Origin of the sequence: Priestia sp. TGN 0903 (genome assembly GCF_050846855.1) — a bacterium.
Taxonomy (GTDB): Bacteria; Bacillota; Bacilli; order Bacillales; family Bacillaceae_H; genus Priestia; species Priestia zanthoxyli.
In genome coordinates this window covers 573087-597732 of record NZ_JBOZGL010000004.1, presented here as the reverse complement: position 1 = coordinate 597732, position 24646 = coordinate 573087, and the positions used below count along the sequence as shown (strand labels likewise).

Here is a 24646-nt window from a genome sequence, read left to right as displayed (position 1 = left end):
GTTTTAGTTCTCTATTTCTAGTAATGAAATAAGAGATAGAGAAATAGACTAATAAAAATCAATCAAGGAGTTTTTGTATGGATCAGAGTTTTATTTTAAATCTTTTAGAAATTTTACTCATTAACATTGTACTAAGTGGCGATAACGCAGTCGTGATTGCTTTAGCTTGTCGGAATCTTCCGGACGAGCATCGAAACAAAGCGGTTGTTTTCGGTACATTAGGAGCGGTTGTATTACGTGTAGGGCTAACGTTTGTCGCTGTATATTTATTAACAATCCCATTTTTAAATTTCATCGGAGGTCTGCTGCTTCTATGGATTGCGATTAGTCTTTTAAAAGGGGAAGATGACGGAGATATTAAAGCGAATTCAACTCTAGCAGGTGCTATTAAAACAATTATCATAGCGGATCTTGTTATGAGTTTAGATAACGTAGTAGCGGTTGCGGGTGCGGCCAACGGCAGTATTCTACTCATTATCCTTGGTCTTGTTATCAGCATTCCGTTAATCATTTGGGGAAGTCAGCTTTTAATGAAAATCATGGAAAAATTCCCGATTATCATCATTGCCGGAGCAGCGCTTCTTGGCTATACTGCTGGTGAAATGATCTTTAAAGACAAAGCGGTAGGACATGTATTAGAAGGGTTAAATCCGCATTTGCATACAATTGTTCCTATTTTGTTAGCTATTTTAGTTGTTGTTGTTGGGAAACTTAGCGGACGTTCTAAAAAAGAAACTCATTAATCCTAAAAAAGAGGCTGGGACAAAAGTATTTAAGATGAAATGAAAAACGAACCACTAATCAATTTTGATTGGTGGTTCGTTTTTTTGTTGTGGTGAACGTAGGCTTCATTTGTTTAGATCCTTCTAGCAGTTGATTGGAGGACAAGGCGAAGACTCCTGCGGGAAAAGCGGAACAGATGAGACCCCGCAGGAGCGTACGCGACGAGGAAGCTCATCGGCCGCCCGCGGAAAGCGAAGTCTTGTACGGAAATCAACTGCGGTGTCATAAGCGGTTCAGCTCATGTATCCCATTTATTCGTCTTTAGATTGGATTCATTTGGCTATGTCTCAACTTCTTTTTTATTATTTAGCTAATGGAGGTGCGGAATTAACGTCTTGTATCGTCTCTACAGGAGGATGAAATTCATTTTCCATTTTCGATACAACTACAGTTGCTACACCATTTCCAATTAAGTTTGTAATGGCACGAGCTTCCGACATGAAGCGGTCTACCCCGATTAACAGCGCGATTCCTTCAACTGGAATCATTGGGAATGCAGCAAGCGTAGCTGCTAGTGTAATAAATCCAGAGCCAGTAACTCCGGCCGCTCCTTTAGACGTTAGCATTAAAATACCAAGTAGCGTAATCTCTTGCATTAACGACAAGTCGACTCCATACGCTTGAGCGATAAAGATAGCAGCCATGGATAAGTAGATTGCTGTTCCATCTAGGTTAAATGAGTAACCAGTTGGAATGACAAGTCCTACTACAGATTTTGAACATCCGTACTTCTCCATTTTGTCCATCATTTTTGGCAGTGCAGATTCCGAAGAAGACGTACCTAATACAAGTAGAATTTCTTCTTTAATAAAAGCAATGAATTTAAAAATATTAAATCCATAAATCTTAGCGATGGTTCCAAGTACAAATACAATAAATAAGAACATAGTAATGTAAACAGATCCCATTAAGAAACCGAGTTTTTGAAGAGAGCCTATTCCAAAGTTACCGATCGTATAAGCCATCGCTCCGAACGCCGCAATAGGTGAAAGTTTCATAATCATATTAACAATGCCAAAGAAAATATCTGTACAGCGTTCAAAGAATGTAATGACAGGAGCCGCTTTTTCGCCGAGTGTAGCTGTAGCCATTCCAAATAGTACGGCAAAGAATAAGATTGGCAATAATTCACCATTTGCCATTGCGCCAAATACGCTGTCTGGAATAATTCCCATGATAAACTCCATAAAGCCATGCTCCGCTTCAGCTGCTTGCTGCGTATATTGAGTAACATCAGCTCCGCTTGCGCCATTGATATTAAAGCCAGCCCCAGGCTTGATAAAGTTTACAACGATAATTCCAATTGCTAAGGCAAAAGTAGTGACAATCTCAAAGTATAAAAGAGCTTTACCTCCAATTCGTCCCACTTTCTTTAAATCTCCCATGCTTCCGATACCGATGACCACTGTTAAGAAAATAATTGGGGCAATCACCATCTTAATTAATTTAATGAAGATATCAGCCAATACTTTTAATTTAGCTCCAAATTCAGGAAACATAAAGCCAATTGCAATACCAAGAAGGATACCAATGACAACTTGAACGGTTAGGTTTTTAAAACTTAATTTCATATGTAATGCTCCTTTCGAGAATGTTTTTGTTAACGCTTACATTATTATTATCCTTATATTAACTGATAATTTTAACTATTTATATTTCTGGTGATAATGTTCTTTTTGGTCATTTTGGTCAAAAAAAGTGATGAACATATAGTCATCACTTTTTGCTTTCGATATTTTTTATTTGCTGAATGATATCAAGCGTTTGTTTTGTTGCATTGGCTTCAAACGATTGATAAAGAGAGTTAAACTGCTTTTTCCATTCGGCTTTCTGTGTATCATTTAAGTAATAAACGCGCATGCCAGATTTATTTTTTATTTGCTGCAGCTGTTCATCGTTCATCATTTTTGATTGAGTCCAAATCCAGTTCGTTGTTTCTACCATGGCATCACTTAATAGTTGTTTTACATCTTCAGGGAGGCTGTCCCAATATTTTTGATCCATTAAAACAGCATAGCCCAAGTATCCATGGTTGCTGATGGTCATATATTTTTGCAGCTCGTACAAACGTTTTGAATAAATATTAGAAATCGTATTTTCCTGTCCATCAAATTCCTGTCGTTCAAGGGATTGATATACTTTATTAAACGAGACAGCCTGAGGCTTAGCGCCAAGAAGTTCGAATTGTTTTTTGATTACTTCACTTGGCATAATGCGAAATGTTTGACCTTGAAAATCTGCTGGATGGAGCAAAGGTTTTGTATTGCTGGTCATTTGTTTAAAGCCGTTGCTCCATAAAGCAAGCCCTTTAATGTTTTTCTCTTGCAGCGTACTCAACAAATCCTGTCCGATTTTCCCGGTAAACACTTGTTTTGCCTCGCTGTAATCATCGAAAATGAAGGGGAGATCAAAAAGTTGCCACGTAGGGGAAAGGTCGGTTAGCTTTGAAATAGAAGGCGCAATCATTTGTACATCGTTTCGGCGCAGAGCGGCAAGTTCTTCGTCGTCTGAATACAACACACCGTTTGAATATACTTCAATTTTAACTTTACCATCCGATTTTTGATTAACGATTTCAGCGAATTTTTGAGCGGCTAAGCCTTTTGGAGTGTTCTCAGCTACAACGTGGCTAAAATTAATCACAATTTGCTTATTTAATCCTTTTTGCTCATCGTCATGATACACATTATCCTGATTTATAACCGTATACTGCAAAAAAACATAGATCATCAAGAAAACGCTAACAATGATACTTGCCCCTATAAACATCTTCAAAATGTCCAACCCCGCGATTCAATAATTTTTCTCTACAAATATTCTAACACGCAATTTCTCAACGTGGTAAAATTAAAATAAACTTCAATCAGCAGTAGGTGTTCCGCTATGATGCGCTTATCGATGCAAACGAAAATGACGGGGCTAATCTTTTTTATCGTGGTCTTTTCGTTGTTTTTAGCAAGTATTGTCGTGATTAATAATTTTGTGCAGTCAAAAGAAAATGATTTAGAGCAAAGGGCTTTGATCACTTCGAGAACAGTTGCTGAAATGCCTGAAATTCGAGAAAAAATTGAAAAAGATAGCAAGAACATTAATCAAATTGTAGAGCCGATTCGCATTATTCACGGTGCTTATTATGTAGTGGTGATGAATATGAATCACGAACGTTTGTCTCATCCTTTGCAAAGCATGATTGGGAAAATTTCTAAAGGAGAGGACGAGGGCCAGGCGTTTGCAGAACATACTTATACTGATAAAGCAAAAGGAGAAGGCGGGATGGTCATTCGTTCTTTTGTTCCCGTTGTAAACGATCAGCATGAACAAGTAGGAGTCGTTGTCTCAGGCTACCTTCTTCCGAAATTTACAGAGGTTATTTTAAGTTTGAAAAAAGAAATTTTTCTCATCTCAGGTCTCGCTCTTTTTTTTGGAGGATGGGGAGCGTGGGCGCTTGCATCTCGTATTAAAAAAGAGATGTTTGAGCTTGAGCCTCATGAAATTGCTCGTTTGTTTGTAGAACGAACGGAGACTTTTAATGCCATGCATGAAGGAGTCATTGCCATTGATAAAGAGGAGAACATCACTATTTTTAATCATAAAGCGAAAATTATGATGGATGTACCCGATGAGGTAATTGGGAAAAAGATCTATGATGTGATTCCAGATACAAGACTGCCAGAAATTCTGCAGCTTAATCAGCCTGTTTATAATCGAGAGCTTCAAGTTCGCAATTTAAATATTTTAAGCAATCGTGTGCCGATTAAGGTTAATAATCACACAGTCGGTGCGGTCGCTATTTTTCAAGACAGAACAGAAGTTAAAAAATTAGCTGAAGAGTTAACAGGGGTTAAATCATTTGTAAGCGCTCTTAGAGTTCAAAACCATGAATACATGAATAAACTTCATACCATTGCAGGGCTTATCCAACTTGGAAATAAAGACAAGGCTCTTCAGTACGTTTTTCAAGTGTCTGAACAGCAAGAAGAGCTCACCCAGTTTCTTCATAAACATATTAAAGATGAAAGTATATCGGGATTGCTGTTAAGCAAAGTCAGCCGTGCCAAAGAACTTGGAATTGAGTTAGCTATCGATCGCCACAGCGAGCTTCACTCATTTCCTCCTTACTTAGATCATCATGATTTTGTGATTATTATTGGTAACTTAATTGAGAACGCTTTTGATTCGTATCATCATATGGAGCGTCGTGAACGGAAGGTCTATATAAGTATGGAACAAAATGACGGCATTCTTTCTATATTAGTTGAAGATAACGGATGTGGCATGAATGAGGATCAAGCAGAGAGAATCTTTGATGAAGGTTTTTCAACCAAAGCAAAGGAAACTAGAGGAATTGGTTTGCATTTAGTAAAACAAATTGTTGAAAAAGGAAACGGTCAGATCGAAGTAGAGTCAGAATTAGATGTTGGCACGACTTTTATCATTACATTCTTTTTATAGGGGGAGTGGGAAATGAATAAAAAAGAATGGACGGTGCTTCTCATAGAAGACGATCCTATGGTACAAGAAGTGAACCGCCAATTTATTGAACAAGTTGAAGGATTCATCGTTATCGCGGCAGCTTCGAATGGTTTAGAAGGTATACAGCTCATTAAACAGCATCAGCCTGATTTAACGATTATTGATATGTATATGCCTAGTCAAGATGGCCTAACCACCTTACAGCAAATTCGAGCAAATGGCTATAAAACAGACGTGATAGCAGTTACGGCTGCAAGTGATATTGAAACCGTACGAAAAGTTCTTCAGTACGGCGCGGTGGATTATATTATGAAACCGTTCAAGTTTGAACGAATGAAGCAAGCGCTTGAGCAGTATCGTTCGTTTCAAGTTAAAATAAGTCAAAAAGAATATATTACTCAGTCTGAATTAGATTCTATGCTGTTTCAGCAATTCGAAGAAAAGGCCGATTTTCTTCCAAAAGGGCTAAATGCGGTTACGTTAAGGAGGATACAACAATATCTTTCCGAACAGAAGCATCCGATTTCTGCTGAAGAAGTGGCGGACGGCGTAGGAATTGCGCGTGTTACGGCAAGAAGGTATTTAGAGTTTTTAGAACAGGAAAACGAGCTGAAATTATCAGTTGAATACGGCAGAGTGGGGAGACCTATTAATCGCTATATGTTAAAAATAAATTAAATCATACAGAACAGCTTTTATTTGGAAAAGCTGTTTTTTTGCGTTAGAAAGTATATCTTTTTCTCTCCTAGAACAAATTAAGGTATACAGTTTTCGCTATCCAAAGAATACTTCGTGCGGTCATTAATTCATAAAATGTCCCTGAAAAAGGATTAATGGCGGAAAAATTGGGGAATATGCATTTTGACATTTAATTTTAGCACAGGAAGGTTTTGAAACATGGACATATTTTTAGCTGTCTTACCAGCCATATTTTGGGGAAGCATTGTGCTTTTCAATGTGAAACTAGGCGGAGGACCTTATAGCCAAACGCTTGGAACCACGTTGGGAGCTTTGATTTTCTCTATCGGTATTTATATTTTTGTACACCCTACGCTTACACCTTTAATCTTTGGCGTTGGAGTTGTATCGGGATTATTTTGGGCAGTTGGACAAAGTAATCAGCTGAAAAGTATTGATTTAATCGGAGTTTCTAAAACGATGCCTATTTCAACTGGGCTTCAGTTAGTTTCCACTTCATTATTTGGAGTAATTGTGTTTCACGAGTGGTCTACAAAAACTTCAATTATTCTTGGTGTGCTCGCTCTTATCTTTATTATTGTAGGGATTGTTTTAACATCACTTCAAAGCAAAGAAGAGAAAGAGGCTGAAGAAGGAAAAGGAAACTTCAAAAAAGGAATTGTTATTTTATTAATTTCAACCGTTGGTTATTTAGTTTATGTTGTAGTAGCCCGTCTATTTAATGTAGACGGATGGTCGGCTTTATTACCTCAAGCAATTGGTATGGTTATTGGAGGAGTATTGCTGACGTTTAAGCATAAGCCATTTAATAAATATGCAATTCGCAACATTATCCCAGGTCTTATTTGGGCCGCTGGTAATATGTTTTTATTCATCTCGCAACCTAAAGTAGGCGTAGCGACAAGCTTTTCGCTTTCTCAAATGGGAATCGTCATTTCAACACTAGGCGGGATCATTATTTTAGGTGAGAAGAAAACGAAGCGTCAGTTAGTTGGGATTATTATTGGAATTATACTGATCATCATAGCAGGAGTCATGTTAGGGCTCGCCAAAAGCTAACTAGGAGGGTATTAACAATGTATAAAGATTTAGAAGGAAAAGTAGTGGTCATAACAGGTTCATCTACAGGTTTGGGAAAATCAATGGCGATTCGTTTTGCGACAGAAAAAGCCAAAGTAGTTGTGAATTATCGTTCTAAGGAAGACGAAGCTAACAGCGTTTTAGAAGAAATTAAAAAAGTTGGCGGAGAAGCAATTGCTGTCAAAGGTGATGTAACAGTTGAGTCTGACGTTATCAATTTAGTTCAATCTGCTATTAAAGAGTTTGGAAAGCTAGACGTTATGATTAACAACGCAGGGTTAGAAAATCCGGTTTCATCTCATGAAATGTCTTTAAGCGATTGGAATAAAGTCATTGATACGAACTTAACGGGAGCTTTTTTAGGCAGCCGTGAAGCGATTAAATATTTTGTGGAAAATGATATTAAGGGAACAGTTATTAACATGTCGAGTGTTCACGAGAAAATTCCTTGGCCATTATTTGTTCATTATGCAGCAAGTAAAGGCGGTATGAAGCTTATGACTGAAACACTGGCATTAGAATACGCTCCAAAAGGTATTCGTGTAAATAACATTGGACCAGGAGCGATTAATACACCGATTAACGCTGAGAAATTTGCTGATCCTGAGCAGCGTGCAGATGTAGAAAGCATGATTCCAATGGGATACATCGGAGAGCCGGAAGAAATTGCAGCAGTTGCTGCATGGCTAGCTTCTTCAGAGGCGAGTTATGTAACAGGAATTACGCTCTTTGCTGACGGCGGTATGACACAGTACCCATCATTCCAAGCAGGACGCGGATAAGAAAAAACGCACTCTATGATAGAGTGCGTTTTTTAGTTTTCCTGAGCTTTTTTTTGGTTCTTAGGAGCTGACTGGTGTTGAATGCGTAAGAAAAGCAAGATTAAAACGATAACGCCAGTGATGCTGTACATCCCAAGAATAAGGGGCTGCTGTGTATCTGTTCCGGAAGTAATGCCGTGATACAGTGCTAGCAAATAGCCTGGAAAAGCAAGAAAATGAATGGCTTTCCATGCTTTTCTCCCAAGCTGTTTTATAAAGTCGGATGTAATAATTAGTACCAATAAAATGTAGAGTGAAATAGTACCAAGACCTGTACTAATCGGTTTGTAATCGGAAGTGAACGGAATTAAAATGTCAGAAAGTGAAAAATGAACAGATTGATCAAATGATAAAACAAGTCCGTGAATCATGCCAAACAATAACCCAAACCACCCTGATGATTGATGGACCAGCAAAAGCTGTTTTTTTCGTTTTGGTTTAAAAAACGAAAAGCTGTGAGAAATGCCAGCGGCAACCGATACAAACATTAGTAAATAAGAACTTAAGCCGGCTGCCCGAATGGTGTTCCATACGGGAAAATGAGCACTAAATTGCGCGAGGAGAGTAGCCATAATGGTATACCTGACCTTTCACATGTTTTTCGATTAGTACGTTGCCTTCTTTTGTAACCGCAATTACTTCTAAAGAAGGGTGATGCATTTTAGCTAACCTTAATCCAGCGTCCCAGCCGAGAATAAGTATGCACTTTGCATAGACTTCAGAAATGGTCAAGTCTTCTGAAACGACCGTTACTTGCAGAAGCTCTGATGAACTAGGCTTGCTATTTCTGCCGTCAATAATATGATGGTGAGTGTGTCCGTTCACTTTCCACGAACGCTTGCCTACACTGCTTGTGGCAATACCGCTGTTGCTTTTTACTTTAATGGTCGTGAGCTTTTTTGATGCATCAAATGGATGAGAGAGAGAAATGGACCAGTGCTTGCTAGCGGGCCCCCACGTTACAATATCTCCGCCTCCATCGATTGCTCCAAGTGAAGTTCCTTTTTTCTTTAATTGATTCGCCATTTGCTGAATGCTCCAACCTTTTGCGATTCCTCCTAAATCCAGACCGATATTAGAAGCAAGCTGAATACTTCTCATTCCTTTATGAATCATAATAGGGTTAACAGCATCAAAAGCTGCTACTTCTTGAGGTAGCTGATTGTTAGGCAGTTGTTCAAAGCTTTGGTCATATCCTAGAGTTTGAATAGAATGATACAGAAATGGGTTGAAAATTCCGTTTGTCTCATTGTAATAGTAATAGGCTGCTTTTACAGCTTCATACAGCATTTTTGACGGTAGAAATAATCTTCCGTTCAGCGAATTAAGCTGTGAAAGCTCGCTTGTTGGAAGAAAGCGGCTTAGGGTTTCTTCTACAAGATAACACCAGCTCTCTACTTTTTGGCTGACAGATGTTTCAAGCTGATATACATTAAATGTGGTATTCATCGCTTTAAATGAGTAGCTCATTTCATCACATCCTTAAGAAGGTCTTGTTTGCATAGAAGAATCATTATTGTTGCCCCAATTATCCTGACCATTTGTGGAATCATCATTTGACCACTGATCATCTTCACTGCTTGAATTATCGTCTGACCACTGATCATCTTCACTGCTTGAATTATCGTCTGACCATTGATCACTTTGTTTGCTAGAACTGTCATTTGACCATTGATCTTGCCCGTTAGTTCCATTGTCCGTATTGGAGTCAGATCCTGAATCTGGAAATAGATCCGTCTCATCTTCCGTTTGAGTTTGCGATGAATTATTGGCGGATGTATCGTTATTTAGTGCTGTAGATGTTGAATTTGTTTGATCATATTTTTGAGAAAGCCCTACAAATGTTGTAAATGCAGCAACGCTCGATAAACCAACCATCCATTTTGTCCATTTATTAGCTGCCATTGATATGCTCCTTTTATCTTTCCTATTTTGCAACTGAACACTGAAGAAAAACTGAAGTGGAAGGTAACATACATCGTTCAATTGTTATAGTTCAATATAGACAGAAAAAATGAAAAAATAGTGAAATAGATGTAGGTTGGATTATTTTTGTGGGGAATTCAATGAATTATTAGATTAAAAAAGGGTTGTTCTTTTTAGAACAACCCTTTTTTATTCAGCGATAAATCTTACTAATTGATACGTAATAAACCGTTAACTGTACAAGCAAAAGAAGCAAAATAACGGCAACGGGGTAAAAGCGAAAAGAATTCGATAAGAGCGGATAGAGAGTCATCAAACCCCCACCAATAGGAAAGGAAAACAAAAGAAAAACAAAGGCTTTTTTACAAGCTTCTGCTGTCATCATTTTTTCACGCTCATCATCTTCTGCAAACTCAAACGGAAATAGTAAAAGGGAAACGTTCTTTGTCTTTTTACGTGCGCGGTAATAAAAAAATATCACGATTAAAAGAGCAATAAAAGAAGCGAAGGAACTTATAGACATAGTAGCTTCCCAAGGCGGCTCAGGGTGCTTCATAATTTCACTTAATTGAGCATTTAAATTTAGCACATCATACAAAACCCAACCTGCACATAACAGAGACACTACATTCAACAAATAAGATTTAATAACATTACTCAACATTTTTCTCCTCCTTTTGAAGTGTAAAAACATCTTCCATTTTTAATTGAAAGACATCACAAATTGTTAAACCAAGTAGTAGGGAAGGAACGTAATTTCCCTTTTCAATAGCTGCAATGGTTTGGCGAGTGGCTCCAACTTTTTCAGCTAAATCTCCTTGCGTATATCCATGTTTAGCTCTAAGCTCTTTTACGTGATTAATAAGAGTCAATATGATCACCCGCTGCCTTTTTAATAAATTTGTTAAGTTGATTTAACATTATGTAAAGTTAATTTAACATCAATTGGATGATTTTTCAATATATAATGGATAAAAAATACAAAAAAGATCCTAGAAGAATTCTTCAGGATCTTTTTTGTTAATAAATTTCTTTAATGCCAGACAAACGAATGGAAAAAATGTTTTGTTTTTCATCTCGTAGGGAGAGGGTTTGGTCGGTTAGGTTTAAATTTTGGATTTTTCCTTTGAAGGTTTGAAGCAGGCCATTTTCGTAATAATTCACGGTTACATGTTTGTTTTTCTTTAACGCTTTTAAAATCATTTATTCATCTCCTTTCATGTGTGCATCTGTTATGAAAAGAAAGCTGTGGCTTAAGCATAAGAATTTGGAGAATGCTCAAGGCAGAATTATTATTATACAGCAAGATGAGAATAGTTTGTAGATAAATTGTGAAAAAATGCACAAGTTTGCAGTGCGGGTGTTGCAACAGAATACAGTATATGAGGAGAGGAGGGGTTTTATGATAAAAAAGGTGATTTTAGTTTATTTATTTGTGGGTATTAGGTAAACTAGTAGATGAATTTAAAGAATCTATCTATAGTTGTGAAGGCTAGGATTTCATTTAATTTTCATTTTCTATGAGTATAATGATAAAGGTTTTCTATATGTTCTTTGTGAATCTACTCATAAACTAATCGAGAAAGGAAAATCAAAATGAAGCGAATCGTTTCTAAGCCGCTGCACTATTTCATATTAGCCGCTGTTTTAATGTGGATAAAGTCGTATGTGGCTTATAAAACTGAATTTAACTTAGGCGTAAGCGGCGTAATGCAGCAAATGCTGCTGTTTATAAACCCTGTAAGTTCAGTGCTGATTTTTTTAGGAATCGGCTTATTTTTTAAAGGAAAGAAAGCAGGAGCTTGGATTCTTGCAGGCAGTTTCATTATGACGCTGCTGTTGTACAGCAACATTCTCTATTATCGTTTTTTTAACGATTTTGTAACTCTTCCCACACTGTTGCAGACAAGTAATGCAGGAAGTATGGGTGGAAGCATTATGGATTTATTAAAAGCACATGATGTTTTTTATTTTGTTGATTTTATTATTTATCTTTTCTTCTTTTTTAGTAAAAAAATTGACTGGCATAATGAAAAAGTATCGGTTAAGAATGCTGTAACCATTCTTTCTTTAGGATTCATGTTTTTTTCTGTCAACTTAACATTAGCAGAAATTGATCGCCCGCAGCTTCTATCTCGAACTTTTGACCGCAATTATCTAGTAAAGTATTTAGGCGCCTATAATTATACGATGTATGACGGTGTTCAGACTGCTCAAAACTCTAAACAGCGAGCTTTTGCAAGCAGCAATGACTTAACGAACGTCGTTAATTTTAAAAACAGTCACTATGCGGAGCCTAATTCCGTTTACTTCGGAAAAGCTAAAGGGAAAAATATTATTAAAATTCATTTGGAATCATTTCAGTCTTTTTTAATTGATTACAAATTAAATGGCCAGGAAGTGACACCGTTTTTAAATTCGTTGGCCCATGGAAATGACTTTACGTATTTTGATAACTTCTTTCATCAAACAGGACAAGGAAAAACATCAGATGCTGAGCTGATGATGGACAACTCTCTATACGGCCTTCCTCAAGGTTCTGCCTTTGTACTAAAAGGAAGCAATACGTATCAGGCAGCACCAGCTATTTTAGATCAAAAAGCTGGCTATACGAGCGCTGTACTGCACGGAGACTATAAGACGTTTTGGAACCGTAACGAAATTTACAAGCAGTTCGGTGTGGATAAGTTTTTTGATGCAAGTTATTACAATATGACGGGTGAAAATAAAATTAATTATGGCTTAAAAGACAAACCGTTCTTTAAAGAATCTGTTCCAATGCTGCAGTCTTTACCACAGCCGTTTTATGCGCATTTAATTACGTTAACAAACCATTTTCCATTTTTACTTGGAAACAATGAGGCAAGCATACAGCCAGCTAACACGGGCGATGCGACAGTTGACCGCTATTTCCAAACGGCTCGTTATTTAGACGAATCATTGCAATCTTTCTTCCAAGAACTGAAAGCTTCTGGGCTTTATGATAATTCTGTGATTATGATTTATGGAGATCACTACGGTATTTCTGAAAATCATAATGCGGCAATGGAAAAAGTAATGGGAAAAGAAATTACACCTTATGAAAATGCTCAGCTGCAGCGTGTACCTCTATTCATTCACGTTCCTGGAGTAAAAGGCGGAGTTAATCATACGTACGGTGGAGAAATTGATGTTGTGCCAACTCTTCTTCATTTAGTAGGGATTGACAGCAAAGAGTTTATCCAATTTGGTACAGATTTATTTTCTAAAGGTCATGATGATGTAGTAGCGTTCCGCAATGGCAACTACGTATCTCCGAAATATACACTAGTGGATGGAACGTATTATGATTCTAAGACAGGCCAAGCGCTTAAAGAAAATAATCAAATGAAAGCTTATAAACAGAAGGTAGCGAAAGAACTGGAGTTATCTGATCAGGTGCTTTATGGAGACTTACTTCGTTTCCACAAGCTGAAGGATTTCCAAACAGTCGACCCTTCGAAATATATGTACGGGAAAGAAGAAACAGAAACATCAGCTAAATAAAGCTAAAATCAAAAGAACATGATGACTTCTGCAAAGCAGAATGAGCATCATGTTCTTTTTTACTGTAAACTATTCATCAATAAATTTCTTTAATTCCCGATAAGCGAATAGAGAAAGTATTTTGCTGTTCATCTTTTAATGAAAGCGTTTGGTCTGTTAAATCTAGGCGCTGTACTTTTCCTTTAAACGTTTGAAGCAAACCGTTTTTATAATAGTTAATTGTAACGGCCCCGTTTTTTCTTAATGCTTTTAAAATCATTTTCAAAACTCCTTCCATATTTAAAATGTGTATGATTAACGAGCTGTAACATTCATTTTCATTTGCATATTTTTATTATACACAAAAATAGAAAGCGTTTTCACTAAAAGTTTGAACACTTTGTGAAAACTTTAACAGAGAATGTGACAAATACATACAGAAACTGATTTATTTGTCGTATTCATCATAAAACACATTTATGAAAGGAGTGTTAAGAACGTGTTAAAACTTTATGGATGGAAAAATATTATAAGATGTCGTTTGAAATGTCGTAGTGAATCCATTCACCGTTCGTTACATTTCCTCCGATTTTTCTGTAAAGCGTTTGAGCTCTTGTATTATCATAAGCCGTTTCCCAAGACATGGCTGCATACTGATGTTCTTTTGTATACTGGTGACTAATCGAAAATAACTTTTCCCCAATTTTTTGACCTCTTGCTTTTTCAGTAACGTACAAGTCATTTAAAATCGCTACAGGCTTTACACGCGTGGTGCTAAATGTAAAATAAAGCGTTGAAAAACCTACTGCCTCGTCATTTTGAGTCGCGATAAACTGGACGCCAGTATCGGGACGTTGAAACAAGTGATCAATTAAATTTCTCAGCTGTTTTTTGGCAGGCTGAGGGCGCTTGTAAAAATCAACAATGTATTCGTTCATTAATGAAATAAGTGCTTCCATGTCAGCAGCATTAGCTTGACGAATTGTAATAGTAGTAGTCATTAAATCTTCTCCTTTTTAATTAGATGATCTACACTTATAGTAAAAGAAATGTATCCCCTCTAAAAGAGCCAGATTTAAAGAATAAGATAGGGACAGATGAAAGGAGCTAGCGTGAAGTTCACACCTTTATTAAACCGAAGGAATGATATGCCTTTATATCACCAGCTATATGAATATATAAAAAAAGAAATTGTATCCGGCAGGGTGAAAGTAAATGACAAACTGCCTTCTATCCGGTCTCTTGCTGATTACTTAAACGTAAGTCGAAATACTGTAGATATGGCCTATCAGCAGCTTTTAGCTGAAGGATATGTAGAAAGCAAGCCCAAAAGTGGACTGTACGTAACGAATACACAGTTTGATTTACTGCAAACAGATAGAAAGCCGACTGTATTTTTACAACCTCACTCAGAAACAAAGTCGTGTACCTATGATTTTCGGTATGGAAAAGTTGATAGCCGTTTGTTTCCCTTAAATGAGTGGAAAAAACGATACAATGAAAGTCTTCAAACTTATAAAGAAGCGCTGTTCACGTACCAAGAAACTCAAGGAGAAGAATCACTGCGAGAAGAAATTGCGACGTACCTTTATCAGTCAAGAGGAGTGGTTTGTTCGAAACATCAAATTATTATCGGAACAGGTACTCAGCAATCACTCAGTTTGCTAGCGCAGATGTTAAAGCCAAGCATCAGAGATATTGCCTTTGAAAATCCTTGCTATGACGGGGCTAGCTTTGTATTTAAACAGCATGGATTCTCCTTAAAACCTGTGTCACTTAATAACAGAGGCATAAACATCCAAGAGCTTTATGATAGCCAAGCACGCGCTGTTTATGTCACACCATCTCATCAGTTTCCATACGGAATGATCATGCCTGTTTCAAGAAGAATAGAGCTTCTTACATGGGCGAATGACTGCAGTGGATTTGTTATTGAAGATGATTATGACGGAGAATTTCGTTATAAAGGAAGTCCCATTCCTTCATTGCAAAGCTTGGATACTAAAGGGCGCGTCATTTATACAGGGACATTTTCAAAATCTTTTATGCCTTCTTTAAGAATCAGCTACCTTGTATTACCGGAAGTGCTTCTAAAGGAATATCATGAACGTTTCTCTTTATACGAGCAAGCTGTTCCAGCCCTTCATCAGTGGACGCTCGGACTGATGATGAAAAACGGAGAGTGGAGTAAGCATTTAAGAAGAGTGAGAACTGCTTATCAACTCAAACACGGTACTCTTTTAGCAGCTTTACAGAAGGAGTTTAACAAAAACATCACGGTGTCAGGAGAATATGCAGGTTTGCATATCCTTGTCCGCGTGCACAACGATATGAACGAACAGCAGTTAATTAACGCAGCTCAAAAGCAAGATGTCTCTGTCTACGGCACTTCTCGTTATTGGCTTACGGAATCACCTCAACAAAAGACTCATCTATTATTAGGTTTTGGAAGTTTGGAGAGAGAAGAAATAGAAGAAGGAATAAGGAGGTTGAAAAATGCTTGGTTATAAGCCTCTCCTCATTTCTTCGATTTCTTGACAAAAGCTGCCTAGTCCTTTAGACTTTTTTGCATATATTTTAAATTATCTGAAAGGAGGATAGGGTAATCGAAGCTAACTGCTAGTGGACAACCCTAGATCAAACAATGAATCCTATCCAACAAATTTTACATACATTTCCTGTGATTGTACTAGATGGTGCAATGGCAACTGAACTGGAGAGATATGGCTGTGATTTGAACGACAGCTTATGGTCTGCAAAAGTGCTTATGGAGCAGCCGGAATTGATTAAGAGAGTGCATCAAGATTACTTTGCAGCAGGAGCTGACTGTGCAATTACTGCAAGCTATCAAAGCACGTTTGAAGGTTTTGCAAAACGTGGTTTAAGTGAAGCAGAGGCGCGCGAGTTAATTCAAGCATCTGTAAAAATTGCGGCTGAAGCAAGAGATGAATTTTGGCAGAAAGAAGAGAATTGTCTTAATCGCCCAAAACCAATTGTCGCCGCTTCGGTAGGTCCTTACGGAGCATTTTTAGCAAACGGGTCGGAATATACTGGACAGTATGACGTAACAGAAGAAGAGTTAATGGAATTTCATCGTCCTCGTATGAAAGCATTAATTGAAGCAGGAGCAGATGTGTTAGCTTGTGAAACCATTCCTAATCTAATGGAAGCAAGAGCCATTGCGAGGCTGCTAGAAGAATTTGAAGGAGCGTACGCATGGATTACGTTCAGCGCAAAAGATGACCTGCACATTAGCAGCGGAACATTAATCTCGGAGTGTGCACGCTATCTGGATTCCTATAAGCAAGTAGCAGCTATTGGAGTTAACTGTACGCCGCCTCAATATATTTCTTCACTTATTAAAGAAATTAAATCTCAAACGGATAAGCCAGTCATTGTGTATCCAAATTCAGGAGAGCATTATGATGCTGAATCTAAAACATGGAACGGGACATCTGCAGGCGAAACGTATGGCTGCAGCGCTCACAGCTGGTATGAAGCAGGTGCTCAGTTAATCGGAGGGTGCTGTCGCACAACTCCAGATGATATCAAAGGCATTACAAAATGGGCTAGAAAATAACGGATTGAAAGAAAAGAAGATTCATTGTAATCTTCTTTTCTTCTTGTAAAATAAAAGAAGAAAAGTTGAAAAGGGTTTATTTTAACGAAAGAAGGGATGATGAAAGTGAAAGATATTAAAAATATTTATTGTGTAGGCCGAAACTACGCACTGCATGCAAAAGAATTACATAATGATATTCCAACATCACCTTTTTTATTTTCCAAACCTACTCACGCTCTCGTTGAAGCAGCTGGACAATCAATCACTCTTCCTCGCGACCAAGGAGAGGTGCACTTTGAAACCGAACTGATTCTTCATATTGGACAACTTTACAAAGAAGGTATAACAGTGGATGAACTTGTTGACGAGATGACGATTGGATTAGATTTGACGCTTCGGGATGTGCAGAGCGAATTAAAACAAAAAAAGCACCCTTGGCTGCTTGCAAAAGGATTCAAACATTCAGCGGTCGTGGGAAACTTTATTCCGTTTGAAGGAGTAGAAGCATCTAAGCAGAAAGACTTTTCGTTAGTGAAAAACAATGAACGCGTTCAGCTGGGAAATATCAAAGATTTGATTTTTGACTTACAAACGATTATTGATTTTACAGGAAAACATTTTGGTCTTGATAAAGGAGATCTTATTTTTACAGGTACACCTGAAGGAGTAGGTCCGCTTTCACATCAGGATCATCTTTCACTTAAATGGGGGCAGCAAGAGCTTGGTTCTTGCATCGTTTCCCTTCATTAACAAAAAGAGCTTGAAACAAAGGTAGTTTAGTTGAAGGAAGATCCGAACGGTGAATCGAGATTCTTGATAGAGAATCCAACTCGTTCGGATTTTTTATTGTGATGGTGAATGTAGGATTCACGTATTGCGTTGTTTCTAGAGGTTGATTGGAGGGCGAGACGAAGACTCCTGCGGGAAAAGCGGAACAGGTGAGACCCCGCACAGGAGCGGAAGCGACGAGGAGGCTCACCGGCCGCCCGCGGAAAGCGAAGTCTTGCACGGAAATCAACACAGGTGTAACAGGCGGTTCACCTTATTTATCTCATTTGTTCGTATTTAGATTGGCTTGACTTCGTTATGTCTCCATCTCTTTTTTTACGAAGTCTTAGTTTTTTAGCCTTCAGAATGAATTTAATATCCAATGGGAAAGCTGTTTTTATCTCCTATAGGAAACGAGGTCCTCATTATGGTGCTCTTAATCCTTACAACGGTGATTTCTATTCTGAGTGTACTAGTTATGCCAAAGCGCATCAGCTGGATAGAAATGTACACAACTTCTTTGTTTGTTATGTTTTTAGGATCGGTAGCAGATATATATCTTGATGTTAAATATAATCTTTATGGCTTTTTTAAAACAGGAGTAGATTTTGAATATCTTTTAGTCTTTATTTTTATTTATCCTGCGACGAATAGTGTATTTTTAAATTTTTATCCTGGGAGCAAGAGTTTGGCTAAAAAAGCTTTATACATTACAGTGTGGGTAATTCTTACAACACTGTTTGAATACATTTCTGCCCAAACAGAAGTGTTTTATTATAACGAATGGAAGACGCTATACTCGTTTTTTTGCTATCCTTTTCTTTATATAGCAATGGCTTTAAATTTAAAAATGATACGCAGGCTCCAGGTTATCGATAAGCAAAAATAGAAATAAAAAAAAGTAATGATAAATCATAAAAAAATGATATTTTATTAATGGCTACATATGTAATATAGTAAAAATAGAAAATAAACGAGGCAGCATATAAGCAGGGTTAAAAAACATCAAAACGGGAATCTTGACATTAACTTCATGTTTTTAACCATGTATTGTGAATGAATATACTTAATGCTAAATAATATGTTGTAGAAGGAATTTAGTAAAGGAGGGAAGAAGATGTTTAAGCGTAGTGAAAAAATCCAAATTCATGGCGTAACGTTTCATGGAGTCATGAGTGCGAAGCAAAAAGCGGCCCTGCACGAAATTGCTAATGTAACAGACGAAAAAGACTGGGATGGGCTAAAAGGTGTGTACTGCTTAGGCAGTGTAAAGGTGCAAGGAAAAGATGTGTTAGGTGTGTACTATGGCCAATTTAATGATAACCTTCCAAAGGAGAAGCGCAAACTTCAGTTTGAAATTGACTATATTAAATATACAGTAACGGAATGTCCCATTGTCTTTATCGATACAACAAAAAACAAAAAGCCTCATCAATTTGCTTTTATCATTCTGCATGAATTAGGCCATCATGTGGATCGTATGACAAATGGAACGCTTTTAAAAGAAGGAAATAGAACGCAAGAAATGTTTGCTAATACGTATGCCTTAGAAAAATATTCAAAAATAGAAAAGTTCCAAACAAAGAAGTTAAAAAAGATTCCATTTTTAGAGGAATCTCTTACTCAGTGGAATAAAACTCCTCATCCTGGAGCATATTCTCTTAGAGTTCAAATTGAATAATTCACGAGAATAGTTCCTCTCTCTCCGTTTTTTATTTTCCTACCTTTTTCCTCTTCCTGTCTTTTATCCTCCCAATGAACAAAAAGGATTTAATTACCCATAAAGTTTTAAAAGTTTTTATAGTACGAATTATTTACACTATACCCTCCTGTAAATTATGATTATTTTAAGAAAAAACAGAAAATTTTAAAGTTTTAAGGTACAACTTAATAGTGAACAAGCGATGTTGTAATCGTATAGACGAACTGGCATACATATGCGAGTCATACATACAAACGAATCGCTTCCACTGTTATGAAAGCGGATTCAAAAATAGGAGGGGTAATAATGTTAGCTATTCTTGGGTTTTTGATGGTTTGTACATTTATGTTTCTGATTATGACAAAACGATTAACGCCGCTTATTGCTTTAATGGTTATTCCAGTATTGTTTGCAATCATAGGGGGATTCACAAGCGGTATTGGAGAAATGGCTTTAAATGGTGTAAAAGAATTAGCACCTACAGGCGTTATGTTAATGTTTGCTATTTTATATTTTGGGATTATGATTGATGCTGGTTTGTTTGATCCAGTTGTAGGAAGAATTTTGAAAATCGTAAAAGGTGATCCACTAAAAATCACAATTGGTACAGCTATTTTAGTTCTTATTATCTCATTAGACGGAGACGGAACAACAACATATATGATTACGCTTTCAGCGATGCTTCCGCTTTATAAAAAGCTAAACATGAAGCCAATGATTTTAGCCTGTATCGCCATTATGGGTAGTGGAGTTATGAACTTAACACCTTGGGGTGGACCTACTGCTCGTGTGATGAGTGCATTGAAGTTAGATGCTTCACAGGTGTTTACACCACTGATTCCAGCCATGATTGGCGGAGCTGTTTGGTTGTTATTCACGGCTTACTATTTCGGGAAAAAAGAGCGCCAGCGCTTAGGTGTTATTGATATTCAAGACGTTACAAATGCTCAAGTAGCTTTTGCAGAAGCAGCAGCCGCTGAAGGAACCGAGTACAAGCGTCCGAAGCTTTTATGGGTAAACTTTGCTTTAACAGCTCTATTATTAGTAGGACTTATCACAGCAGTTATGCCGCTTCAAATTCTATTTATGATTGGATTTGCAATCGCTATCATGATTAACTATCCAAATTTAGAAGTTCAAAAAGAGCGTATTACTGCACATGCTGGTAACGTACTTGCTGTTGTGTCTCTTGTATTCGCAGCAGGCGTATTCACGGGTATTTTATCAGGTACCAAAATGGTAGATGCAATGGGTAATAGCTTAGTAGGATTAATTCCAGATGCGTTAGGGCCTTACATGTCTGTGATTACTGCCATCACAAGTATGCCATTTACATTCTTTATGTCAAATGATGCTTACTACTATGGGATTTTACCAATTATTGCTCAAGCAGCTTCAGCATACGGTATTGATGCTGCAGAAATTGGCCGTGCTTCATTGATTGGTCAACCTGTTCACTTACTAAGTCCTTTAGTTGCTTCTACGTATTTATTGGTCGGTATGGCAAAAGTCGAGCTTGGTGAATTTCAGCGCTTTACTTTAAAGTGGACGATTGGAACAGCTATGGTGATGCTTTTAGTAGCTATTATTACAGGAGTTATTACGCTGTAAAGATCAGGAAACTAAAAACTTATCAATTCCGCTTTTGGGATTGATAAGTTTTTTTGTCTAAAAAGCTTTTGGAATAAGGAGCGGATATACAAAAAATTTTGATAAAATAAAAGAAGGATAGAACTATAAGGTAAAGGCTAAAGGTGCGATGAAATGAAAAAATGGTTTCAAGTATCGCTGCAAACAAAAATCGTAGGTTTATCCGCAGCATTAATCATAACTGTTATTGTTCTTTTAGCGAGTATTTTCTCTTACATGCAGTTTGTAGAATCTAAAAGGCAAGCCGAGCAGCTGGCTCTTCAAGCAGCCAAATCAATATCATTTATGCCGGAAGTCAAAGCTGCTTTTCAAAAAAAACAGCCGAGTCGATATATTCAGCCGCTTGCCGAGCAAGTGAGGGAACAAATCGGAGCAGCAAGTATTGTGGTTCAAAACCGTGAGCAAATCATCTATTCTCATTCTAATCAAAAATGGATAGGAAAGAAAAACAAAGAGGCGGTTAACGATAGAGCACTATTATTCGGCGGATATTATACGCTGGACGGAGAGGGAACCACAGGTCCTGCTATTATGGGGAAAGCGCCTATTGTCATCAGTCACGGAAAGTATACGGAAGTCGTGGGAGTGGTGACGGTTGAGTTTTTAAAATCTCATGTTCATGCTCAGCTCATTACGCGTATTCAGCAAATTATCCTATTTTCACTAGCTGTTTTATTGCTTGGTATGATCGGGGGTATTTTTTTAGCTAAAAGTATTAAAAAAGATACTCTTGGTCTTGAACCCCATGAAATCGCTTCTTTGTACCGTGAACGAAATGCGATTTTACTTTCGATAAAAGAAGGAATTATTGCTATTGATCATCAAGGCTTTATTACGATGATGAATACATCAGCTAAAAATATGCTGGGGTTACAGACGGAATATTTACATCATCATATCATTGAAGTATTTCCTTATACGAATATGATTGAAGTGCTAGATACGGGAATAGCCCGAAGCGACCAAGAAATTTTTTTGAATGAAAAAACGTTTATCTTAAACTTAACACCCATTATTGAACATCAGCGAATTGTAGGAGTGGTCGCTAGTTTTCGTGATAAGACAGAATTAAAAAGCTTAATCAATACGATTTCAGAAGTACGAAAGTATTCAGAGGATTTACGAGCTCAAACGCATGAGTTTACGAATAAGTTGTATGTTTTGTCGGGTTTGCTGCAGTTAGGGCAGTACAAAGATGCATTGGAGTTTATTCAAAAAGAATCAGCCGTACACCAAACGCAAAATCGTATTCTATTTGATCAGATATTAGATTCCAAAGTTCAAGCAATATTGCTTGGGAAGATTGGAAAAGCATCTGAAAAGAAAATTCATTTTTCGGTTGATTCGGAGAGTACACTCGATACGCTCCCAGAACATATTGAAATTTCTCATCTCATTATCATTATTGGGAACTTAATTGATAATGCATTTGAAGCCGTGAGTCAGCGGTCTAAAAAAGAAGTGTCGTTTTTTATTACCGATATTGGTCATGATTTAATTATTGAAGTGATGGATAACGGACCCGGTATATCAGAAGAAGTACTAAATCAAATTTTCACAAAAGGGTTTTCAACCAAAGGTACAGACAGAGGGTACGGACTGGCAAATATAAAGAAAATGGTAGATGAACTTGGAGGATCTATTGAAGTGTATAATCAGCCAGAAGGAGGAGCCATTTTTTCAGTTTACCTTCCAAAAAACTGAATCATGAGAAGTAAGGGGAGAGTCGAAATGTTACGAGTCGCAATTGCAGAAGACGATTTTCGAATTGCTCAAGTTCAAGAGCGATTTTTATTAGAAGTAGATGGTGTAGAAGTCGTAGGCAAAGCGTTGAATGCAAAAGAGACGCTTGAAATGCTAAAGGAGAAGAAAGTTGATTTACTTCTTTTAGACATCTATATGCCAGATGAAATGGGAACAGATTTACTCCCAAAAATCAGAGCCCAGTTTCCACAAGTTGACGTTATCGTGGTAACGGCTGCAACAGAAAAAAACATTGTAGAAATCTGTTTGAGAAACGGCGTCGTTAATTATTTGATTAAGCCGGTTATGATGGAATCCTTCATTAATGCTATTAAACAGTATCAAGAGAAAAAGGAACTGTTTAGTACGCATGAAGAAGTTGATCAATCATTTATTGATGCGTACTTTGGACATGTCAGAACAAAGCCAAAAGCGGATAAATCTCTTCCTTCAGGTATTGATGGTATCACATTACAAAAGTCAAAAGACATTTTAAAAAGCATCAAAGGAATTACGATCGAAGAGATGGGGCAACACATGGGAGTATCTAGAACGACAGCTAGACGATATTTAGAGTATCTAGTATCAACCGGTGAATGTCACGTTGAATATGATTATGGGATTATTGGAAGACCGGAGCGCAAGTACTATTTAGCGTAGCATTAGCCTTGAAGGATGGTATATATGATCAAAAAGCTCATGATAGTGTTTATAAGTGCATTGCTTGTTAGCTGTTCTACTCCCTCTAAAAAAGACCGCATCAGTATGGAAAAAATTGGAATTGTGGCAGCCGGTGCAAAAGGCGGAGGAGCAGATGCAACAGTAAGAGCCATTCAACAAGTGCTAACGGAAAAGAAGATTGTGAAGGTACCCGTTTCTGTTAGTAATAAAATAGGTGGGCAAGGTGAAGAAGGATGGAAATATATTAAACAGAGAAAAGAAGGAAATATTGTTTCCGGGAATTCCAGTTTGCTGATTACAAATAATTTGCTAGGGCAAAGTCAATTAACCTATAAAGACTTTACTCCGCTCGCTATTTTAACATCTGAATGGGAGGTCATCGTAGTTCCTGTTAACTCTCCTATATACAATTTAAAACAGCTCATACGCACGTTAAATCAAAGTGAATCCAGTATGAAAGTGGGAATATCACCTCGATTAGGAAACGACGATCATTTATCGTTCATGCAGCTAAATAAAAAAGCAGGCGTAGACTCTTCCAAGCTTGAGTTTTTCGTTTATAACAGCAGTCATAAAGTAATTGATGCGCTCGTTCATCATCAGCTAGATGTAGCACCCATGTCATTATCAGAAGTAAAAAAGCAGTATGAACAAGGGCAGGTAAGGATACTCGCCGTTTCTTCTCCTAAAAGGCTAGAAGAGCTAAAAGAGATACCGACGTGGAAAGAAGCGGGAATTGACGTAACGTTTAGCCATTGGAGAGGTCTAATGGGACCGCCTAATATGACCAAAGAACAGGTAGCATATTGGAATAAGGCTGTGTATGAAATGGTTCATACAAAAGAATGGGAACAGCTTCTTAAAGATAATGATTTAACCTCTTTTTATAAAAATAGCAGCGGTGCTAAAGTCTTTCTTGAGCAGCAAAGCAAGCTGTATTCTGACTTAATGGGCGGAGCAAATGATGAATAAATACAATAGAAAAAGGTTGGGACAAAAGGATTTTAGATGGAGTGAAAAACGAACCATTGATTAAAGTTTTTAATTCTTGGTTCGTTTTTTTGTTGTGGTAAGTGTAGTTTCATCTGTTTCGTTCCTTCTAGCAGTTGATTGGAGAGCAAGACGAAGACTCCTGCGGGAAAAGCGGAACAGGCGAGACCCCACAGGAGCGTGAGCGACGAGGAGGCTCACCGGCCGCCCGCGGAAAGCGAAGTCTTGCACGGAAATCAACTGCGGTGTCTTAAGCAGTTCCGC

The 24646-nt window shown here is 37.5% G+C and carries 28 protein-coding genes; 18 read left to right on the top strand and 10 right to left on the bottom strand.

The window, feature by feature from the left end; all coding sequences use genetic code 11:
• Positions 1-77 precede the first annotated feature (77 nt).
• Positions 78-743 carry a TerC family protein gene (locus tag ACRPLY_RS17385; protein ID WP_028412106.1) on the top strand — a complete coding sequence of 222 codons (666 nt, stop codon included), beginning with the start codon at positions 78-80 and terminating at the stop codon, positions 741-743.
• Between the two features lie 130 nt (positions 744-873).
• Positions 874-1011, top strand: a complete 138-nt coding sequence (locus ACRPLY_RS17380) for a hypothetical protein (RefSeq protein ID WP_165573229.1) — start codon at positions 874-876, stop codon at positions 1009-1011.
• Positions 1012-1085: 74 nt separating this feature from the next.
• Here the strand turns inward: ACRPLY_RS17380 and ACRPLY_RS17375 are convergent, their stop codons facing one another.
• Together ACRPLY_RS17375 and ACRPLY_RS17370 are read right to left on the bottom strand one after the other, a co-directional pair.
• Positions 1086-2354, bottom strand: a complete 1269-nt coding sequence (locus ACRPLY_RS17375) for a dicarboxylate/amino acid:cation symporter (RefSeq protein ID WP_013055541.1) — start codon at positions 2352-2354, stop codon at positions 1086-1088.
• Positions 2355-2499: 145 nt separating this feature from the next.
• Positions 2500-3558, bottom strand: a complete 1059-nt coding sequence (locus tag ACRPLY_RS17370; RefSeq protein WP_033578117.1) for a DctP family TRAP transporter solute-binding subunit — start codon at positions 3556-3558, stop codon at positions 2500-2502.
• A 108-nt stretch (positions 3559-3666) separates the two neighbouring features.
• Here ACRPLY_RS17370 and ACRPLY_RS17365 point away from each other — a divergent pair, with 108 nt between their 5' ends.
• The 4 genes from ACRPLY_RS17365 to gdh all read left to right on the top strand — a co-directional run bounded on the left by ACRPLY_RS17365 (position 3667) and on the right by gdh (position 7817).
• Positions 3667-5235, top strand: a complete 1569-nt coding sequence (locus ACRPLY_RS17365; RefSeq protein ID WP_098113700.1) for an ATP-binding protein — start codon at positions 3667-3669, stop codon at positions 5233-5235.
• A 12-nt stretch (positions 5236-5247) separates the two neighbouring features.
• Positions 5248-5934 carry a response regulator gene (locus ACRPLY_RS17360; protein WP_098113701.1) on the top strand — a complete coding sequence of 229 codons (687 nt, stop codon included), beginning with the start codon at positions 5248-5250 and terminating at the stop codon, positions 5932-5934.
• Positions 5935-6153: 219 nt separating this feature from the next.
• Positions 6154-7014 (top strand): RhaT/GlcU family sugar-proton symporter, encoded by an 861-nt coding sequence (locus ACRPLY_RS17355; protein WP_098113702.1) that lies wholly within the window; start codon positions 6154-6156, stop codon positions 7012-7014.
• A gap of 17 nt (positions 7015-7031) precedes the next feature.
• On the top strand, positions 7032-7817 hold the full coding sequence (gdh, locus tag ACRPLY_RS17350) for a glucose 1-dehydrogenase (RefSeq protein WP_033578120.1): 786 nt from the start codon (positions 7032-7034) through the stop codon (positions 7815-7817).
• A 32-nt stretch (positions 7818-7849) separates the two neighbouring features.
• Here the strand turns inward: gdh and ACRPLY_RS17345 are convergent, their stop codons facing one another.
• From ACRPLY_RS17345 to ACRPLY_RS17320, 6 genes are all read right to left on the bottom strand, one after another.
• On the bottom strand, positions 7850-8428 hold the full coding sequence (locus tag ACRPLY_RS17345) for a ferric reductase-like transmembrane domain-containing protein (protein ID WP_028412113.1): 579 nt from the start codon (positions 8426-8428) through the stop codon (positions 7850-7852).
• Complete coding sequence (locus tag ACRPLY_RS17340) at positions 8403-9326, bottom strand: FAD:protein FMN transferase (RefSeq protein ID WP_028412114.1); 924 nt, start codon at positions 9324-9326, stop codon at positions 8403-8405. The genes ACRPLY_RS17345 and ACRPLY_RS17340 overlap by 26 nt, the downstream gene beginning before the upstream one ends.
• A 12-nt stretch (positions 9327-9338) precedes the next feature.
• Positions 9339-9761, bottom strand: a complete 423-nt coding sequence (locus tag ACRPLY_RS17335; RefSeq protein WP_028412115.1) for a hypothetical protein — start codon at positions 9759-9761, stop codon at positions 9339-9341.
• 214 nt (positions 9762-9975) lie between these two features.
• Entirely contained in the window at positions 9976-10446 is a 471-nt protein-coding gene (locus ACRPLY_RS17330) for a hypothetical protein (protein ID WP_028412116.1), read from the bottom strand.
• Positions 10436-10654: a helix-turn-helix transcriptional regulator gene (locus tag ACRPLY_RS17325; RefSeq protein WP_013081870.1), complete on the bottom strand. Its 219-nt coding sequence runs from the start codon at positions 10652-10654 to the stop codon at positions 10436-10438. Before ACRPLY_RS17325 ends, ACRPLY_RS17330 begins: the two co-directional genes overlap by 11 nt.
• A 148-nt stretch (positions 10655-10802) precedes the next feature.
• Positions 10803-10985 carry a YolD-like family protein gene (locus ACRPLY_RS17320; RefSeq protein ID WP_013081871.1) on the bottom strand — a complete coding sequence of 61 codons (183 nt, stop codon included), beginning with the start codon at positions 10983-10985 and terminating at the stop codon, positions 10803-10805.
• 393 nt (positions 10986-11378) lie between these two features.
• On the opposite strand from ACRPLY_RS17320, the gene ACRPLY_RS17315 reads away from it, so the two are divergent.
• Positions 11379-13307: an LTA synthase family protein gene (locus tag ACRPLY_RS17315; RefSeq protein ID WP_289578726.1), complete on the top strand. Its 1929-nt coding sequence runs from the start codon at positions 11379-11381 to the stop codon at positions 13305-13307.
• Between the two features lie 76 nt (positions 13308-13383).
• Here the strand turns inward: ACRPLY_RS17315 and ACRPLY_RS17310 are convergent, their stop codons facing one another.
• Together ACRPLY_RS17310 and ACRPLY_RS17305 are read right to left on the bottom strand one after the other, a co-directional pair.
• Positions 13384-13584 (bottom strand): YolD-like family protein, encoded by a 201-nt coding sequence (locus ACRPLY_RS17310; protein WP_074893948.1) that lies wholly within the window; start codon positions 13582-13584, stop codon positions 13384-13386.
• A 229-nt stretch (positions 13585-13813) separates the two neighbouring features.
• Entirely contained in the window at positions 13814-14287 is a 474-nt protein-coding gene (locus ACRPLY_RS17305; RefSeq protein ID WP_432232068.1) for an N-acetyltransferase family protein, read from the bottom strand.
• Positions 14288-14434: 147 nt separating this feature from the next.
• Here ACRPLY_RS17305 and ACRPLY_RS17300 point away from each other — a divergent pair, with 147 nt between their 5' ends.
• From ACRPLY_RS17300 to ACRPLY_RS17250, 11 genes are all read left to right on the top strand, one after another.
• Positions 14435-15796: a PLP-dependent aminotransferase family protein gene (locus ACRPLY_RS17300; protein WP_223546323.1), complete on the top strand. Its 1362-nt coding sequence runs from the start codon at positions 14435-14437 to the stop codon at positions 15794-15796.
• Between the two features lie 134 nt (positions 15797-15930).
• Positions 15931-16866 carry a homocysteine S-methyltransferase gene (mmuM, locus tag ACRPLY_RS17295; RefSeq protein WP_098999800.1) on the top strand — a complete coding sequence of 312 codons (936 nt, stop codon included), beginning with the start codon at positions 15931-15933 and terminating at the stop codon, positions 16864-16866.
• Between the two features lie 99 nt (positions 16867-16965).
• Positions 16966-17598 (top strand): fumarylacetoacetate hydrolase family protein, encoded by a 633-nt coding sequence (locus ACRPLY_RS17290; protein WP_098113707.1) that lies wholly within the window; start codon positions 16966-16968, stop codon positions 17596-17598.
• A gap of 142 nt (positions 17599-17740) precedes the next feature.
• Complete coding sequence (locus tag ACRPLY_RS17285; protein WP_176521449.1) at positions 17741-17917, top strand: hypothetical protein; 177 nt, start codon at positions 17741-17743, stop codon at positions 17915-17917.
• Between the two features lie 126 nt (positions 17918-18043).
• The gene (locus ACRPLY_RS17280) at positions 18044-18505 is read left to right on the top strand and encodes a CBO0543 family protein (protein WP_272816096.1); all 462 of its coding nucleotides are present in this window, start codon (positions 18044-18046) and stop codon (positions 18503-18505) included.
• A 228-nt stretch (positions 18506-18733) separates the two neighbouring features.
• Positions 18734-19297, top strand: a complete 564-nt coding sequence (locus ACRPLY_RS17275) for an ImmA/IrrE family metallo-endopeptidase (RefSeq protein WP_028412123.1) — start codon at positions 18734-18736, stop codon at positions 19295-19297.
• A gap of 327 nt (positions 19298-19624) precedes the next feature.
• Positions 19625-20929 carry a CitMHS family transporter gene (locus ACRPLY_RS17270; protein ID WP_432232067.1) on the top strand — a complete coding sequence of 435 codons (1305 nt, stop codon included), beginning with the start codon at positions 19625-19627 and terminating at the stop codon, positions 20927-20929.
• Positions 20930-21082: 153 nt separating this feature from the next.
• Positions 21083-22672: an ATP-binding protein gene (locus ACRPLY_RS17265; RefSeq protein ID WP_028412125.1), complete on the top strand. Its 1590-nt coding sequence runs from the start codon at positions 21083-21085 to the stop codon at positions 22670-22672.
• Between the two features lie 27 nt (positions 22673-22699).
• Entirely contained in the window at positions 22700-23371 is a 672-nt protein-coding gene (locus tag ACRPLY_RS17260; protein WP_028412126.1) for a response regulator, read from the top strand.
• Between the two features lie 24 nt (positions 23372-23395).
• Positions 23396-24364, top strand: coding sequence for a tripartite tricarboxylate transporter substrate binding protein (locus tag ACRPLY_RS17255; RefSeq protein WP_432232066.1), 969 nt, complete (start codon positions 23396-23398; stop codon positions 24362-24364).
• A 134-nt stretch (positions 24365-24498) separates the two neighbouring features.
• The gene (locus ACRPLY_RS17250) at positions 24499-24636 is read left to right on the top strand and encodes a hypothetical protein (protein WP_165573233.1); all 138 of its coding nucleotides are present in this window, start codon (positions 24499-24501) and stop codon (positions 24634-24636) included.
• Positions 24637-24646: the final 10 nt, after the last annotated feature.